The following is a 17,228-nucleotide window of genomic DNA, read 5'->3' on the forward strand; positions in this document are numbered from 1 at the left end:
ACCAATATCAGCCGTCACCCGAATAACGGATATGTACGCAAAAATCACTGCATATCTCCGAAGACCCCGAGACCCGAAGACCCACATCACTTCCCCCGAATCAACTCCCGCAGCATAAACCGATTCGGATGACACGCCTCAGCCACACTGCGGGGTAATGGCAGCGGCTCATTGTCGAGCCAGGCGGCAAGCAACTCGGCGCACAGTGGCGCCGTAATCAGGCCGCGCGAGCCATGACCGCTATTGATATACAAACCGTCCAGCCAAGGGCAGGGTGCATCGGGAATCTGCCGAGCGTCCTTGCCTAGCGCGGCATAGGCCTGGACAAATGCATCCCTGTCCGCCAACGGCCCGATGATCGGCAGATAATCCGGGCTGGTGCACCGGAACGCAGCCCGGCCTTGCAACTGTTCTACCGGCAAATGAGCAGCACCGAGACGCTCACTCAAGTCCGGAGAGATTTCCTGCAACAGCTGCAGATTGCCCAGATGATCGGCCGTCGTGGTGCTCAAGTCTTCATTGGAGAAATCAAAACTGGCCCCCAGCGTATGTTCACCCAGCCGTGCCGGAGCGACGTAGCCTTCAGCGCACACCACCGTGCCCAGTGCCTTGCTGGCAGCCGTTTGCGCCAGACGCGTGATCTGTCCGCGAATACGCTTGAGTGGTAACGAAGCACTCAAGGGGAATTGCCTGATATCGGCTGCTCCAGCAAGCACCACAACTTCTGCCTGATCCAGCAACTCCTCGCCATCCCACGCTTGCCATTGGCCTGATTCACGGCGCAGCTCGACGACGTTTCGATGAGTGTGCAGACGAATATTCTCGTGACCGACATGCGCACGGCACAAGGCTGGCGGATGCACCCATCCCCCCTCAGGGAAGAATAAACCGCCACTTTCCAGCGCGATGCCGCTGCGCGCTTCGGCGGCCGGTTGATCAACCTGATGCAATAACTCTTCAGGAAACGCCGCCGCCAGTTGCGCCTGACGCTGGGCTTCCTTGTCGTTGAAGGCCAGTTGCAGAACGCCGCAGGCATCCCAGTCGACCCCCCGCTGCAGGCGCTCCAGAATGCGCCGGGTGTAACCGAACCCGCTGAGTATCAAACGCGACAACGCCGTGCAGTGTGCCGACAATTTCAGATAAAGCACGCCTTGTGGATTACCCGACGCTTGCTGCGCAAGGTCGCTGTGGCGTTCTATCAACGTCACTCGCCAGCCCCTTGCCGCAAGGCTTGCAGCCGTGGTGCAACCGGCCATGCCGCCGCCAATCACCACGGCTTTGCGCTCGCCGGTCAGGGGGGCGGGGCGGCCAAACCAGGGCTTGATCGCTGGCACTGGCGGTGCCTCTTCCGGCCAGCCAAGGAACGTGCCGCGCAAAACTTCCCACTTGTGACCAATGCCGGGCACGCGCTTCATTTTGAAGCCTGCAGCATTCAGGGCGCGGCGGACCCAGCCGGTGCTGGTGAAGGTACCAATCGTCGAGTTCGGCGCGGCCAGTCGGGCCAGTTCGGCGAACAGCTCGGGCGTCCACATCTCCGGATTTTTCGCCGGGGCGAAGCCATCCAGAAACCACGCGTCAATTTTTCCATCCAGTTGCGGCAGCATGTCCAGTACATCACCAATCAACAGGGTCAGCGTCACGCGTCCGCCGTCGAACACCAGACGCTGAAAACCCTCATGCACCGCCACATACTGCTCCAGTAACGGCTCGGAAAAGGGCGACAGTTCAGGCCACAGTGCGAGGGCGCGCTTGAGGTCTGACTGACTGAGGGGGAATTTTTCGACGCTGACAAAATGCAGTCGTGCAGACGCAGGTGCACACTCGGCGAACAGTTGCCAGGCGCAAAGAAAATTGAGACCGGTACCAAATCCCGTCTCGCCAATCACCAATCGCCCATTCACTGGCAATGCGCTGAAACGATCTCGCAGATCGTTTTGCACCAGAAATACGTGTCGGGTCTCTTCAAGGCCTGCCCCGGTCGCGAAGTAGACGTCGGAGAACTCCCGGGAAAGAGGGTTGCCCTGTTCGTCCCAGTCGATCTGGGCATGGCGGGTGATGGTCACGGTATGGCTCGGCTTTTGTGGGGGGCGTGCATATTAACGCAGTGCGGTGAGCGCCTGACTAAATAACCGGGATGTCGGTCACGGGCCACCGCGCCATCGTCCATCGTCTGAATACCGCCCAGACCAAGCGCGCTCCTACCCTCCTCATGGCTTGGAAAACCTTAACCCGGTATTAACTATCTACCCCCTCAGGCACGACTAAACCTGATCACGTGCAGGCTCTTCTATAGGAGTCATGCAATGAGCAAACCTGTAATCCAACCCCACCAGCATCACATCAAAAATACCCTGCCATCCTGGTACGTCTATACAACCGCTGAACTGCGTCAGCGATTGCATCGCGACATGCTGCGCAGCCATCACCTTCGTGATCAGGTGAGCAAGGCCCTCGGCGGCATGCAGGATCTAATGACATTCGCCCGTCCTTTGTTGAACCGTGCACTCACCGAGGCATTCGGGCCGGGTCTGGATATCGACCGTGATCACTTTCGCCATGTTCGTTTTGCGGACACTTGGGTGCCACTGCCGGGGGAGTTGGTGGAGCGCAGCTTTACCGTGCAGTCGTTACTGGAAGCTGCGCTGCAGAACTTCCATCAGGAGGAGGTTGATGAGGTCACTGGCGACTCGGTGATTTATCACGGCAAGCCCAATCTTGCGAACTTCGCTTCGGGCACCAGTTACCCTCACGCCCTGAAGGTGTCGCCAGCGAAGTTTATGGCGTTATGTCGAACTCTGGATATTGGTGGCCAATACCAGAATCATCTCAAGTCTGTACTTGAGCCGGTTTCCGGCACGCTGGCGACGGGGGCGCTGAATACCAGTCAGATCAAGGATGTGTTGAGTCATCAGGTGCGTAATGCCTTGTATGTCGAGGCGCACATTGCGTACATGCGAGGGAGCGAGGTGCTTTCATGGGAGGCTTATCGTTCAGTCCTCTCAGCCATCGGGCACTGGGCGGATCAGGGGCGGCCACTGGGTCTGGATATTCAGCATCTGACGCTGCTCGGTTTTGCGGTGCGCGACGTTCTGGTGTTCCAGGCCCGGAACCTGACCGGCTGTGTGGTGTATCTCCCGGGCGACCCGATAGCTCCTCTCAAGGAATACGATTCACTGGATCAGTTCGTGAAAGAGCTGCGCACAAAACTGAGAACTGGCGACTATCAGCGTTATTTCGCCGGTTTTATTGCGCAACGGCGCAGGGCCGAGTTTCTCGGCAAGCTCCGTGCGTGCCTGACGCCAATGCGCGAGCGTCGGGTGCCAGGAGATACAGGATTGATCCCCAGAATGTGGCTGGTACCGGAGGTCGATGCAGATGCCGATCTGCAACCGATCGCCGAGACCATTCCTTATCCACTGCTGGAGTATTTGTATTTTCAGCGAATGCTGCGCATCAAGGATGACGCCAGGGCATTGGCTGTGCCTACCGGCGATGAGGATGAAGCGTCACGTCGTGCGCGGTTGGCTCACTGCCTGGCATTAGGGATGAACGTCGCTAATCTGGCCGCTTTGTTCGTGCCGGTGCTGGGCGAACTCATGATGGTAGTGGCGGGTGCGCAACTGCTGGTCGATACCTTTGAAGGCGTCGAAGCATGGGCGCTCGGCGATATGGATCAGGCGCTTGAGCACCTGACCAGCGTTGCGGAAAACCTGGCAATGCTTGCAGTTTTTGCCGCTGCGGGTAAAGCCGCGTCTTCAGGTGAGCTGCCAGCGATCAAGAACTCCTCGTTTGTGGGCAATATGATCCCGGTCAAGCTGGACAATGGCCAGACGCGCCTATGGTCGGTGGACCCCAAGCCGTTCGCTGTCGATGTCACGCTGCCGAAGGGAGCCACGCCCAGCGCAGAAGGGATCTTCGAACATCAAGGCGTCAAGTACATCGGGTTACAAGGACGGTTCTATCGGGTAGAGCTGGACACTGCTCTGAATAAATGGCGAATCAAGCCGCCTCGGGGCAAGCGTTTTTCTCCGAAACTGGAGCACAACGGCGCTGGAGCCTGGCGACATGAAGGTGAAGACCCAAGGGACTGGGATTTGAAAACATCGTTCCGGCGTCTGGGCTACTCGGTGACGGATTTGTCCGCGCAGGCTGCCGAAGACGTTCTGAGCGTAACGGGTACTGATCAGGCGTTGCTCACCACGTTGCATCTTGAGGGGCTGCCACCGCCCGGAGCGTTGACGGATGCTGTTGAGCGTTTCGCGCTGAACGAGCGAGTGATGCAGATGAACGCCGATGCTCCGCAGGTGCTGTTTGAGCGCCTCAATCAGTTGCGCGAAGCCAGCAATGATCCTCTGGTGCAGCTGATGAAAAGGGATTTTCCGGGGATGACCGGAGCAGCAGCCCGCGAGTTACTGCTTGAAGTCACTGCGCCGCAATTGAGGGCAATGCAGACTACGCAGTCAATCCCTGTGAATATTGCCGGACGGGCCCGGGGTTACTTGCAGCAAACCCGGATCAATCAGGCGCTGGAGGGCTTTTTTCTGCAATCGCGATCGGGGAGCCCCGACACGCTGAAACTGTCCTTGCATGGATTGCAGCAACTGCCGGGATGGCCTGCTGACCTGCGGATTGAAATCAGAGAGGCTACGTTTGGCGGAGCCTTGCTGGACGGCCTGGGCGAGCGCTCGACCACTCGACGCAGGATTCTTGTCAAACAGGGCAATCGCTACACGGCTTGCGATACGACAGGTAAAGAACTGGCCCCTCAGGGTGAATTCTTTGATTCTGTGGTGAACGTGTTACCCGGCGATGTTCTGCGTGACATCGGCATCACAGAGGCCGCTGCGCTGCGTAAACGCATTGTCAGTGAGGCAACCCGGCAACGCGTGTGGGCAGCGAAAACGCTTGGCCTCCAGGAAATTACTCCCGGTTTCCGTGGCCCGGCACGTCTGGCGGATCGACGCCTGGGTTACGAATTGAGCGGCCGAGGCGCGGCGCTGCCCGACTTGCCAATTGAGTCTGTTGAGTTGATCACGGCGATGAGCATCCTGTATCCGGAAGCGCCTGATCTGGCAACCCATGTGCAAAATCTGATGTTGCGGGGCTGGGACATCCCGCAATTGGTGGAGATGACCCGGGCCAGATTACAGTCCTGGGAAATGTTGCGCAGTGCGCTGGAGGGTTGGGCAAACCCCAGTGGTCCTGGCCCTTCAATCAGCAACGAGCGATTGGCTGTTCGTCAGGTCATCGCAGATGCCTTAGGGCGTACCTGGCGATTCAGTGACCTGATATCGCCTATGCACTCCAGGAACCTCTTGCTGGAGAACCTCGACCTTACCGGGCTTTCCGATATGCCCGAGCTGCCTGCCCACTATGCCCAGGTTCACCATCTGACGCTGAGTACCGTCACAGGTGCAGCCGAGGATATCAACCGCTTTCTGGGGCGTTTTCCTGCGGTGAACCGACTTGAAATACTCGGCCGTGGCTTGACTGAAATCCCAGAAGGCGTGGCGGGAATGGGGGATCTGGTTCATCTGTCCCTCGAAGGCATGGGGCTGACGATCGATCAGCAGTCCATGGATCTCTTCATGAGAATGCGAGCCCTGGACGACCTGGATCTGACCGGTAATGTACTCGGGGAAATCACCGACGTCGGTCGCCTGCATGTGTCGACACTCTGGCTCAACGAAACGGGGTTGACCCAGTGGCCCTCCTGGATCGACAGCCTTCCCCTGCATACGCTGGATATCAGTGACAACCAGATTGTGCATCTGCCGGAATACATCCTCGACAACAGCATGGGGCAGCCATCGCAGATGACCATCCATGCTTATGGCAACCCTATCGATCATGAGGAACTGCGCAGGTTCTGGATCAATGATCGCGGTTACGACATGACTTATCGCCTTGAATACGACTTCCCGGAGGAAATCCGTGATCTGGTGGTGGATACCACCTCCAGTGATGATGAAGCCTCGTCGGATGACGATGTCGATTGGCATACACACAACGCCGGTCATACGCCCCTCGCGCCGCCGGTGCCGGTGGCCGATATCTGGCTGGTCGAAGGACGCACTGAACTGAATTCAAGATTGAACATTGCCTGGCAAACGGTGGAAGAGGCGGCGGATGCGCCCAACCTGCTGGTATTGCTGCAGCGCCTTCAAGAGGCTCCGGATTTTCAGCGCTTTCACGAAGAACTGGCCAATGACGTGATGAGGGTGCTTGAGGCCGCCGCGGCGAATCCTGAGCTGCGCGCTGAGCTGGAAGTCATGGCCAATGATCGGCTGTTCGGTGCTGATCAGACCTGTGAGGACGGTGCGAGGCTTATTTTCAGCGATATTCAGGTTGCGGTTTATGCCCGGAGGGAGTTGCAAGGCGTGTCCGAGGCGCAGCATACCGAGGTGCTGTTTCGGGTCATGCGTGGCCTGTTTCGTCTGAACGAGGTACAGGCCATTGCCGATCTGGAAATCGCCAGCAGGGAAAGTCGCGGGGTTCATGTTGATCATGCCGAAGTTCGTATGGCGTATCGAATCGGCCTGGCTCCCGATTTGAACTTGCCGGGTCAGCCGCTGAGCATGGCCTGGAGCCGACTGGCTTCGGTGGATCGTCAGGCGATTCTTGCGGCACGGCGCCTGGTGCTCGAGCGCGAAATCGGTGACGAGTTTGTGAACTACGCGCTGGCTGATCGTCGCTGGACCGAACGCTTGCGCGTGGAGCATCAAACTGACCTGGTGCGGGTGACTGCGTCCATCCGGGACCAGATGAATGCCCTTGAAGAGCACCCACCTATTGATATTGCCGAGGACCTACGTCGGCGCAGTGAGGTCAACGCCCGCCTGGTTGCTGCCCACGTGACGAACGATCTGGAAGCGTTGGCACGGGAAAACCTTGAGCTTGAACAACTGATAGCCAACCCGCCGATTGATAACGATGAATACGACCGACAGGGCCGAGCCCTGATCGCCAGTCTAAACGCGGCGGAAAAGGCTCTGCTTGAGCAGTTGACCCACAACATGCGCCAGCGATGGTTCTGATTCATTGATCCATCTCCGGCAACTTTGCCGGGGATGGATTAGTCTCAGGGTTATTACCCAGTCTTAAGCAGGCGGAGGACCTGTAGGAGTGAGCTTGCTCGCGATAGCGTCACGTCAGACGATATCTATCAACATACAAACCTCATCGCGAGCAAGCTCACTCCTAAAGGCGTTAACGTCGTTTCAGATGTTTACAGGGTCCAGGCCAGAGAGGAGTCATGCATGTTCGAATCCGCTGAAATCGGTCACATCATTGCCAAGGAAACCTACGACGCTGAGGTCCCCGCTTTACGCGAAGCATTGCTGGAAGCCCAATACGATCTTCACCAACAGGGTAAGCGCCAGATCATCGTATTGATCAATGGCATTGAAGGTGCAGGCAAGGGCGAAACGGTCAAGCTGTTGAATGAATGGATGGACCCTCGTTATATCGAGGTGCGCACCTTCGATCAGCAGACGGATGAAGAACTGGCGCATCCGGCAGCCTGGCGTTATTGGCGGCAGTTGCCCGCCAAGGGCCGGATGGGAATTTTCTTCGGCAACTGGTATAGCCAGATGCTGCAAGGCCGGGTTCACGGGCTGTTCAAGGATGCGGTACTTGACCAGGCAATCAACGGTTCCGAACGCCTGGAAAAGATGCTCACCGATGAAGGCGCGCTGATTTTCAAGTTCTGGTTTCATCTGTCGAAGAAACAGATGAAATCGCGCCTCAAGCAGCTCAAGGACGACCCATTGCACAGTTGGCGCATCAGCCCGCTGGACTGGCAGCAATCCAAAACCTACGACAAATTTGTTCGTTACGGCGAGCGTGTTCTACGGCGCACCAGCCGTGAGTATGCGCCGTGGCATGTTATCGAAGGCGTTGACCCGTATTACCGCAGCCTGACCGTGGGCCGTTTGCTGCTTGAGGGTATGCAGGCAGCGTTGAACGCGCCTGAGACCACGCCGCAACCACTGAGCGTTGGGCCGCTGGCGCATAACCATGATGAAGTGACCCTACTGGGCAGCCTCGACATGAGTTTGAGCCTGGACAAGGACGATTACGAAGAGCAACTGATTACCGAACAGGCGCGGCTGTCGGGCAATATTCGCGACAAGCGCATGCGCAAACATGCATTGGTTGCAGTGTTCGAAGGCAACGATGCGGCGGGTAAGGGCGGTGCAATCCGCCGGGTGGCAGCGGCGCTCGACCCACGCCAATACAACATTGTGCCAATCGCCGCGCCCAGTGAAGACGAGCGCGCTCAGCCCTACCTGTGGCGTTTCTGGCGCCAGATTCCGGCGCGGGGCAAATTCACCGTATTCGATCGTTCCTGGTATGGGCGGGTATTGGTGGAGCGGGTCGAGGGGTTCTGTAGCGAGGCTGACTGGCTGCGGGCTTATGGTGAGATCAATGATTTTGAAGAGCAACTGACCGATGCCGGAATCGTGGTGGTCAAGTTCTGGCTCGCCATTGACGACAAGACCCAGCTGGAGCGGTTCAAGGCCCGGGAAAAGATCCCTTTCAAACGCCACAAGATCACCGACGAAGACTGGCGCAACCGCGAAAAGTGGCCGCAGTACCGTGAGGCGGTGGGCGATATGGTGGACCGCACCAGCACCGAGATTGCGCCGTGGACACTGGTTGAAGCCAATGACAAACGCTGGGCGCGGGTGAAGGTCCTACGCACCCTCAACGAGGCGCTGGAAGCGGCATTTGCCCGGGATAAGAAGAAGTAAGTGCTGGGATGGCAGAACCGACGCCATCGCGAGCAAGCTCGGCTCCTACAGTCGACGGCATACCCCTGTAGGAGTCGAGCTTGCTCGCGATAGCGATTTCAGGTCCTCGGACTTCTGGCTGATTCAACCCATGAGCCAACCATCAGCGCTCGCGCAGCGCCTCCGTCTTGGCCTTCAACACCGGCTTCAACAAGTAATCCATCACGCTTTTCTCGCCGGTAATGATATCCACGGTGGCGATCATGCCGGGGATGATCAGCAGCGGCTTGTCGTCGCTGCCCAGGTGATTGCGATCGGTGCGCACCTGAATCAGATAGAAGCTGTTGCCCTTGTCATCCGTCGTGGTGTCCGCCCCGATCAGCTCAAGCTTCGCCGGGAGCCCGCCATAGATCGTGTAGTCGTAAGCACTGAACTTGACCATGGCCTTCTGGCCGGGATGCAGGAACGCGACGTCCTGCGGCCGCACCTTGGCTTCGATCAGCAAGTTATCTTCCAGCGGCACGATCTCGACCAGATCGCTACCCGGCTGAACCACGCCGCCAATGGTATTGACCTTGAGCATCTTGACGATGCCACGCACCGGCGAAACGACGGTGGTGCGGCTGACCCGGTCGTCAATGGCAATACTGGTGGCGGTGATTTTCGCCAGCTCCGAACGCCGCTCATTGAGTTCCTTAGAGGCGTCGGAGCGGAAGGTCATCTCTGATTCCTGCACCTTGCTCTTGATCTCGTTGATCGCCGCTTCAGCCCGGGGAATGGCCAGCGTTGCAGCTTCCAGCGAACCTCTGATATCTACTGCGCTGCGTTTCAGGCGAAGGATTTCCACCGGCGACACGGCTCCGGAAGCCACCAGTGGCGACGACATGTTCAACTCCTGCTGAACCAGTCCCAGGCTGCTGCGGTACTGCTCCTGCTTGGCGCGGAATTCGGCCAGCTCTTGAGTCTTCTGTCGCAGCTGCTCATTCAGCGTGCGTTGCTCGCTGGTCAAGCGTCGCTGCCGGGATTGGTAAAGCGATAACTCATCCCGCGCGGTTTGCGCAGCCTTGGCGACGATCTCGTCCGAAAGCTTGAACGGCCAGCCCTGAGACTCCGCTGACAGGCGCTCCACTTGAGCGCTCAAGGTGTAGCGATCAACTTCACTTTCGCCCTTGTTGGAAAGAAAGCGCGTGTCATCCAGACGCAACAGCGTGTCGCCTTTGTTCACCAGTTGCCCTTCACGAACAAAAATCTCGGTGACGATGCCGCCTTCCAGGTTCTGGATAATCTGCACTTTGCTCGATGGGATGGCTTTGCCTTCGCCCATGGTGACTTCCTGAAGTACAGCGAATTTGGCCCAGACCAGCGCCGTCAGCATCAGGCTTGCGACCACCCAGACGGTGATGCGCGATTTGCGTGGCGAGTCCTGAGCCATGGCACCGGCCAGATACGGCATGAATTCGAGGTCGTCGCGCAGGCGTGGATTGAAGTAACGCGGAGAAGTAGAGGCGGGCATAAGTGATGCTCCTTAAACCGCACCCGGGCCGATCTGGCCCTTGCGCAGTGCTTCGATTACAGCGTCTTTGGGGCCGTCGGCGACGAGCTTGCCGTTGTCCATGACCAGCAAGCGATCAACCAGTGTCAGCATCGACATGCGATGGGTCACCAGCAGCAAGGTCTTGCCCGGTAGCAACTCGTACAGGTGTTGGCGCAGTTGATCTTCGCTGCTGTTGTCCATGTGGCTGGTCGGTTCGTCCAGCAGCAACAACGGTGGGTCGAGCAGTAATGCGCGGGCCAGCAGGACTGTTTGTCGTTGACCACCCGAGAGCAACTGCCCGCGCTCACCGACTGGCCGGTCGAAGCCTTGCGGGTGCCGCAGAGCCAGCTCATCAACGCCGGTCAGGCGCGCCACTTCAAGCATGCGTGAGTCACTGATGTAGCGAGCGCCCAGGGTCAGGTTGTCGCGCAGGCTGCCGGACAACAAGGGCAAGTCATGAGCGACATAGCCGATCTGCTGGCGTACATCAGCGACGTCCAGTTGTCGCAGGTCGAGGTTGTCCAGTAAGACCTGACCTGCGTCGGGCGGGTAAAAGCCCATCAGCAATCTTGCCAGCGTGCTCTTGCCGGAGCCGCTGCGGCCAATAATGCCGATGCGTTCACCGGGGCGGACCTTGAAACTGACCGCCGATAACGCTTCAGCTCCTTTGGCTGCATAGCGAAAGCTCACCTGGTCCATGCACAGCCCGCCCAGCAGCGCGCTGTTTTGCAGGGGCTTTTGCTCAGCCTGGGTTTCCTGAGGCAGGCTCATCAAGGCGTCGGTACTGGTCATGGTCAGTCGCGCCTGCTGATAGCGCGTAATCAGACCGGCGATTTGCCCGAGTGGAGCCAGTACGCGACTGCCGAGCATGTAGGTCGCGACCAGCGCACCGACGCTGAGGTTTCCGGCGATGATGCTGTAGACCCCGGCAATAATCGTTGCCATGCCAGCGAATTGCTGGACGAACAGTGTGCCGTTGCTGGCCAGCGCGGCAAGGTTGCGAGCGTGGCCGTCGAGGCGGGTCAGAGCGCCGTGGGTACTCTCCCATTGGTGTTGACGCTGGCTCTGTGCGCCGCAGGCCTTGAGGGTTTCGAGGCCGCCCAGGGTTTCGATCAGCAGGCCCTGGCGTTCAGCACCCAGGGCCAGACTTTTCTGCACGGTATCGCGCAGGCGGACCTGGATCAGCCAGGCAAAGACAATCGTCAGCGGGAAAGCGATAACTGGGATCAATACCAGCCAGCCACCCAGCAAACCGATGACCACCAGCATCAGCGCAGCGAAGGGCAGATCGATGAGGCTGGTCAGGGTCACTGCAGTCAGGAATTCGCGCAGGCCCTGAAAGTCGTGGATGCTTTGCGCGAAGCCGCCAATGGTCGCCGGGCGTGCTTTCATGGTCATGCCCACGATGCGCTCGAACAGCGTGGCGGAGAGAATCAGGTCGGTTTTACGACCGGCCTGATCCAGCAGGTGTGCGCGAATCAGACGCAGACCGAGCTCGAACACTGTGCCGATCAGCAATCCGATTGCCAGTACCCAGAGGGTTGAAGTGGCCTGGTTGGGCACTACTCGGTCGTAGGTCTGCATGACGAACAGCGGGACCATCAAGCCCAGTACGTTGATCAACAGGCTGGCCAGAATCGCGTCGCTGTACAGACCACGCGACAGCTTGAGCGTATCGCGAAACCACGCCTTGACCCGTGGTACCAGCGGCGCGCGCAAGTCTTCGAGTTCATGGCGCGGACGTGCGAACAGGGCCTGGCCACTGTAGCTTTTGGTCAGCTCCTCGCGAGTGACCCATTGTTCGCCACCCTCGCTTTCGCAGGGCAGGATCAACGCCCGGCCATCCTCCCCCCAACTGCGGAGTACCGCACAGCGCTGCCCGTCCAGAAGCAGTAAAACCGGCAGACTCAAGGCGTCGATCGCGTTGAGTTCGCGGCGCAGCCAGCGCGCCTGCAACCCTGCCCGGGCTGCCGCGCGTGGCAGCAAGTCGGCACTCAAGCGCTGCTCCGCCAGGGGCAGGCCGGTACACAGGCTGGTTCTGCTGGCGGCACAGTCATGCAATCGGCAAAGAATCAGCAGGCCGTCTAGCAGCGGGTCATCAAAGCTTGAACGGGCATCGAGTGAAAAGGGCAATTCCATGCTGGTCACAGGCGTACTCCCGAGGAGAAGCGTTATTTCAGTTCAGGCAGGCGTGCGTCGCTTTTGACTTCCGTCAACGCGATAGCCTCGGAGGGCACCACGACCCGTTGCTTGCGCAGCAGTTCGCCCTCGGTCGCGAGCACGCGATACATGGCGAACTCCTCGGTGTAACGCACTTCGGTGTAACGGCGGCTGGCGTTGTACAACTCGTTTTCGCTGTCCAGCAGATCCAGCAGTGTGCGTTGACCGAGGCCGAACTGATCCTGATAAGCGGCCCGTACACGCGTGGTGGTTTCGGCATATTCCCTGGCGGCAGGTGTTTGCAGGCGGGCATTGGACATGGCGTTCCAGGCCAGCGAAAGGTTCTCGTTGAGCATACGCAACGCGTTGTTGCGGATGTCCAGCGCTTGTCCGGTCTTGTAGGAGTCCGAGCGCAGGCGGGCCTTGTCACGATTGCCGTTGAACAGGTTGTAATTCATCACCACGGCAGCGCGCCATTCGTTGTCGTGGCCTTCTTCGCCTTGCAGATTGTTATTGGCACCCACCGCCACTTCGGCATCGAAACGTGGGTAGAACGGTGATTTAGCGATTTCGTATTGCTTTTGCGCGGCGTTGACATCGGCCTGAGCTGACTTGAGATAGGGGTTGTTAAGCAGCATGCTTTGTTGCGCCGCACTGAGGCTCAACGGCACTTCGCCCTTGATCGACGGCGGAGTTTCCAGCTCGTCAGGCATGCGCCCGACAGCACTGAAGAAGTTGGCTTCGGCATCAGCCAGATCCACTTGGGCAGTGTAGAAGTTGTTTTCTGCCAAGGCTCGGCGTGCCGCGGACTGGTCGCGGTCAGCCGTACTGCCCACGCCGCGCTCACTGCGCAAGCCGATCTGATCATTGATGCGCAAGTGCGATTGCAGGTTGTTTTTGGCCAAAGTCAGCAACTCGCGCCGTTTCAGTACATCGAGATAAACCTCGATGGCCCGCAACGCGAGGCTTTCCGAAGTGCCCCGCACGTAATACGCCCGTGAGTCGACTACCGCTTTGGTGCGGCCGACTTCGTTCGGGGTATTGAAGCCATCGAACAGTAACTGGCGCAGGCGCAACTCTGATTGCGTGTAGTTCAGGTCACGATTGTCATGCCCATAAATCGCCCGGGTGGTGGGGTTGTCGGTACGTTGTCGGCCGTAACTGGCGATCAGGTCCACTGCGGGCAGGTATCCGCCTTTGGCAACATTCACATCCTCATCGGCGGACAGCCGGTTGTTCTTGCTGGCCTGAATTTCCGGGTGGTTATCGAGCGTGTCCTGTATGGCGTCGGTCAACGACATGGCTTGCGCTTGAGCACAGGCCACCGCTAACACCACGGCACCGTAAAGCGGGGTCAAATCGCGCATGAATACTTCTCCCTAAGTAATACCGTTCTTGTTTGCCAAAAAACTGACGATCTGTGCGTTTAAAACCGTATCAGGTTTGTAACATCACAGCTAAGAACAACTTTGGAGGCAGCCAAGACGTTTTTCTCATAACGCTTATGCCAAAAAAAACTTATGAGATTCATTCGGGGCGAGCGATTGTCTATGGATTGATTTCACTAAAAACAGATATTTACGGTTGTTGATATGGAAAATATAAAGTTATGACGTTTCTATGGCTTTACCGATCTTGATGATTTTTAAAGCGAAAACGGAGCTGCTAATGGGTGTCGGTTTTATGGCGTTTAAATAAATGTCGATCTTTTCTCGGTTCATAGAAGGCGAAAAACAGGCTTTTTTGTAACGGGAATGGGTCGGATTGTTGCAAGTCAGGGAGGGAATATGGGCGTATTTATCGGCACGGTGCGACAAGTGGCGGGCGATGTATTTGCAGTGGCGGGCGACGGTACACGCAGGATTCTGATCGATGGCGATCGGCTGTTTGCCGGAGAACAGGTGCAGACCGGTGGAAGCGGTGCGGTGGCGGTCAATCTTAGCGGCGGAGGCGAACTGACCCTCGGGCGTGGCAGCAGTCTGCAGCTCACGCCGCAGTTACTCAATCATCAGGCCGGGCATGTCGACACTGCGGACGAGCTAACGCCCACACTGGCTCAGTCTGCCGTGCAGCCCACGCAGACCGTATTGCCTGAACAAGTCATCAGCGCAGATGCGCAATTGCAAGCCCCTGAAGCTGCTGATGCCGGGCCGGAGGTGGCGGATGGTTCATCGCTGGGAGGCGGACATTCGGCATTGCTGTTGGCCGAGGTTGGCGGTGAGGTGACGCCGGAAATTGGTTTTCCGACCCAGGGCTTGAGCGCTGCTCCCGAGTTCCCCGAAGGGCGTATCGAGGGGCTTGGCGATGCTTCGAGTCGTTCAGGCAGTGTTTATGAGCCTCCGGTTCTCATCGTGCCGCCTACTGATCCCGAACCGCCGACAGACCCTGAGCCCCCGGTCGAGCCTCCTGTCGATCATGCCGTGGAGTTGTGCGGCGGTGAGCTGACGCTCAATGAAAACGACCTGTCCTGTGGCCCCGTCACCCAGTCCGGGGTGTTCACGGTCAGTGCCGTGGACGGGCTGCAAAGCCTGGTGGTCGGTGGTCTGGCGGTCATCAGTGCGGGCATTGTCGCCGGATTTCCGCTGACCATGCAGACCCCGCTAGGTAACACGTTCAGTGTGATCGGTTATGACGCCGCTACTGGCGAAGTCAGCTACAGCTACACCTTGCAGGGCGCCGCTGACCATCCTGCCGGTGACGGTACCAACGTTACGGGCGAGTCGTTCAGCGTCGTTGCCCACGACAGCGATGGTGATTCGGCCAATAGCTCGCTGGACATCAACCTTATCGACGACGTGCCTGAAGCTCATTGCATCGAGGTCACACTGAGCGCTGATCCGGGATGCTCTGGTTCGCCTCTGAACAGCGCCGGTGGCAGCTTGCTGCAGGGCGGTACTTTCGGCGCGGACGGCGGCTTTGTGCACTCCATCAGCATTGATGGCACCACTTACAGCTACGACCCGCACACCGGGCTGTGCGTCAGTTCCTGCGCAGGGGCCGGGGTGTTCGATCCCGCCACGCACAGCCTCACGGTCACCAGCGAAGGCGGCGGTACCCTGGTGGTGAACATGCTCAACGGGGACTTCAGTTATACCCCCTCGGCGAATCCTGGCTGTGAGCCTCTGACCGAGAACATCCAGTATGTCATCAGCGACAACGACGGTGACCTGGCTGGCTCCACTCTACAAATCAACGTTCCGGCCATTCAGCCCCCCGAAGGCCCGACGGCTGTGGCCGACAACGTCATCACCAATATTCTTGCACCCTGCATCAATATTCCCGGGGCGCTGTTGCTGGCCAATGACGTGCCCGGCAACGGTGGACCTTTGATCGCCAGCCCCACGGTGTTCCATACGGGGTGGCAGGCCAAGGGCGAGGGGTTTTCCAATGATTGCCCGAAAGTCATCGATTTTTCCGGTAAGCGGGATAACTCTGGCAACCAGTTAAAGAACCTTGAACGCAGCGACTTTGCGAACACCGGTGCCATGACCGCAATGGTGGCTATTACGGGGTATCTGGGGGCATTCAGTGGTTCGGGGGCTAATGCGCAGGACCTTTACAGTTTCAGCCTGGTGGCTGGCGAGAGCGTGACGGTCGACCTGAAAAGTCTGGGCGATCAAATCGGTGTTCTCTGGCAACTGGACGGTGGCGAGTTTCAGTTGCTGGATGCAGGCGGGACCTTTACCGCAACGGAAAACGGTGTCTATCGCATCCTTCTGGTTAATCAGCCTGACGCCGGACAACCCGGTCCTGCGGTTCACTACTCCCTTGATCTGGCGATTGACTACAGCGCTGCCGACACTACGCCGAATCACGAAAGTGCTTACACGGTGAGCGACGGCCATGGCGGCAGCGATTCAGCGGCGGTGAGCATCAGTTATCAGGAAGGTTGCACGTTGCTGGGCACCACGGGTGACGACGTATTGCTCGCAGGTGCAGGAAACGACAGCCTGCATGGTGGCGATGGCAACGACGTGCTCAGCGGTGGGGCCGGGAACAACGATCTGTACGGCGATAACGGCAATGACATCTTGTTCAGCGGCGCGGGCAATGAAGTGCTGGATGGCGGCGCGGGTAATAACACCGCCAGTTATGCGTTGGCCCAGTCCGGTGTCACGGTCAGTACGGCGCAGCTCGGACCGCAAAACACCGGCGGGGCAGGTACTGACACGTTGATCAATATCCAGAACCTGATGGGTTCGGATTACGACGATCACCTCACCGGTGACTATGAGGCGAATATCATCAATGGCGGTGCTGGCAATGATGTGCTGACTGGCGGCTTGGGCAACGACACGCTGACGGGCGGAGCGGGTCATGACACGTTCAAGTGGCTGTCGGGGGACAGTGGGCACGATGTGGTGACTGATTTCAGTCTCGGGGCTGACACGCTGGATTTGTCGAAGCTACTGCAGGGTTTTAGCGCGGGTGCGGATTCGCTGGATGACTTTCTGCATTTCAAGGTCACGGGCAGTGGTGCGGATCTGGTGTCGAGTATTGAAATCGGATCGGGCGGTTCTTCACAAACGATCGACCTGGCGGGCGTTGATCTGGCGCATCACTATGGGGTCGGGGTTGGCGCGGGGGGCATGGTGTCTGGTGCTGATGCCGGGTCGATCATCAGCGGGATGTTGGGGGATCATTCGTTGAGGGCTGATGTGGTTTAAGGTTTTTGTTAGGGGCAGTTATTCGAGGCGGTAACACCCCGAACCGGTAGGAGCGAACTTGTTCGCGAGACGTCATCACGTCCAGCGCTTTTCGTCGTCTGACGAGCTGTTTCGCAGCCTTCGGCAGCTCCT

At 58.4% G+C, this 17,228-nt stretch carries 7 protein-coding genes; 3 read left to right on the forward strand and 4 right to left on the reverse strand.

Translation table 11 applies throughout. The features are described 5' to 3' along the window. Positions 1-86: 86 nt before the first annotated feature. A complete protein-coding gene (gene mnmC / locus ACYASS_RS09045; protein WP_463585887.1) occupies positions 87-2,063 on the reverse strand; it encodes a bifunctional tRNA (5-methylaminomethyl-2-thiouridine)(34)-methyltransferase MnmC2/FAD-dependent 5-carboxymethylaminomethyl-2-thiouridine(34) oxidoreductase MnmC1 in 1,977 nt (658 codons plus the stop codon). Positions 2,064-2,303: 240 nt separating this feature from the next. Between mnmC and ACYASS_RS09050 the strand changes: the two genes are divergently transcribed. Further along, positions 2,304-7,037 carry a dermonecrotic toxin domain-containing protein gene (locus tag ACYASS_RS09050; protein WP_463585888.1) on the forward strand — a complete coding sequence of 1,578 codons (4,734 nt, stop codon included), beginning with the start codon at positions 2,304-2,306 and terminating at the stop codon, positions 7,035-7,037. Between the two features lie 222 nt (positions 7,038-7,259). Continuing rightward, positions 7,260-8,756 carry a polyphosphate:AMP phosphotransferase gene (gene pap, locus ACYASS_RS09055; protein WP_463585889.1) on the forward strand — a complete coding sequence of 499 codons (1,497 nt, stop codon included), beginning with the start codon at positions 7,260-7,262 and terminating at the stop codon, positions 8,754-8,756. A 142-nt stretch (positions 8,757-8,898) separates the two neighbouring features. Here pap and ACYASS_RS09060 read toward each other — a convergent pair whose 3' ends face one another. Genes ACYASS_RS09060 through ACYASS_RS09070 form a run of 3 tightly spaced genes read right to left on the reverse strand, consistent with a single transcriptional unit; the run spans position 8,899 to position 13,796 of the window. Then, positions 8,899-10,248: an HlyD family type I secretion periplasmic adaptor subunit gene (locus tag ACYASS_RS09060; RefSeq protein ID WP_463585890.1), complete on the reverse strand. Its 1,350-nt coding sequence runs from the start codon at positions 10,246-10,248 to the stop codon at positions 8,899-8,901. Positions 10,249-10,260: 12 nt separating this feature from the next. Next, positions 10,261-12,408 (reverse strand): type I secretion system permease/ATPase, encoded by a 2,148-nt coding sequence (locus tag ACYASS_RS09065; protein WP_463585955.1) that lies wholly within the window; start codon positions 12,406-12,408, stop codon positions 10,261-10,263. Between the two features lie 32 nt (positions 12,409-12,440). Then, a complete protein-coding gene (locus ACYASS_RS09070; protein WP_463585891.1) occupies positions 12,441-13,796 on the reverse strand; it encodes a TolC family outer membrane protein in 1,356 nt (451 codons plus the stop codon). 420 nt (positions 13,797-14,216) lie between these two features. On the opposite strand from ACYASS_RS09070, the gene ACYASS_RS09075 reads away from it, so the two are divergent. After that, a complete protein-coding gene (locus ACYASS_RS09075; protein WP_463585892.1) occupies positions 14,217-17,096 on the forward strand; it encodes a retention module-containing protein in 2,880 nt (959 codons plus the stop codon). Positions 17,097-17,228 lie beyond the last annotated feature (132 nt).

Source organism: Pseudomonas sp. HP_14 (assembly GCF_055283875.1).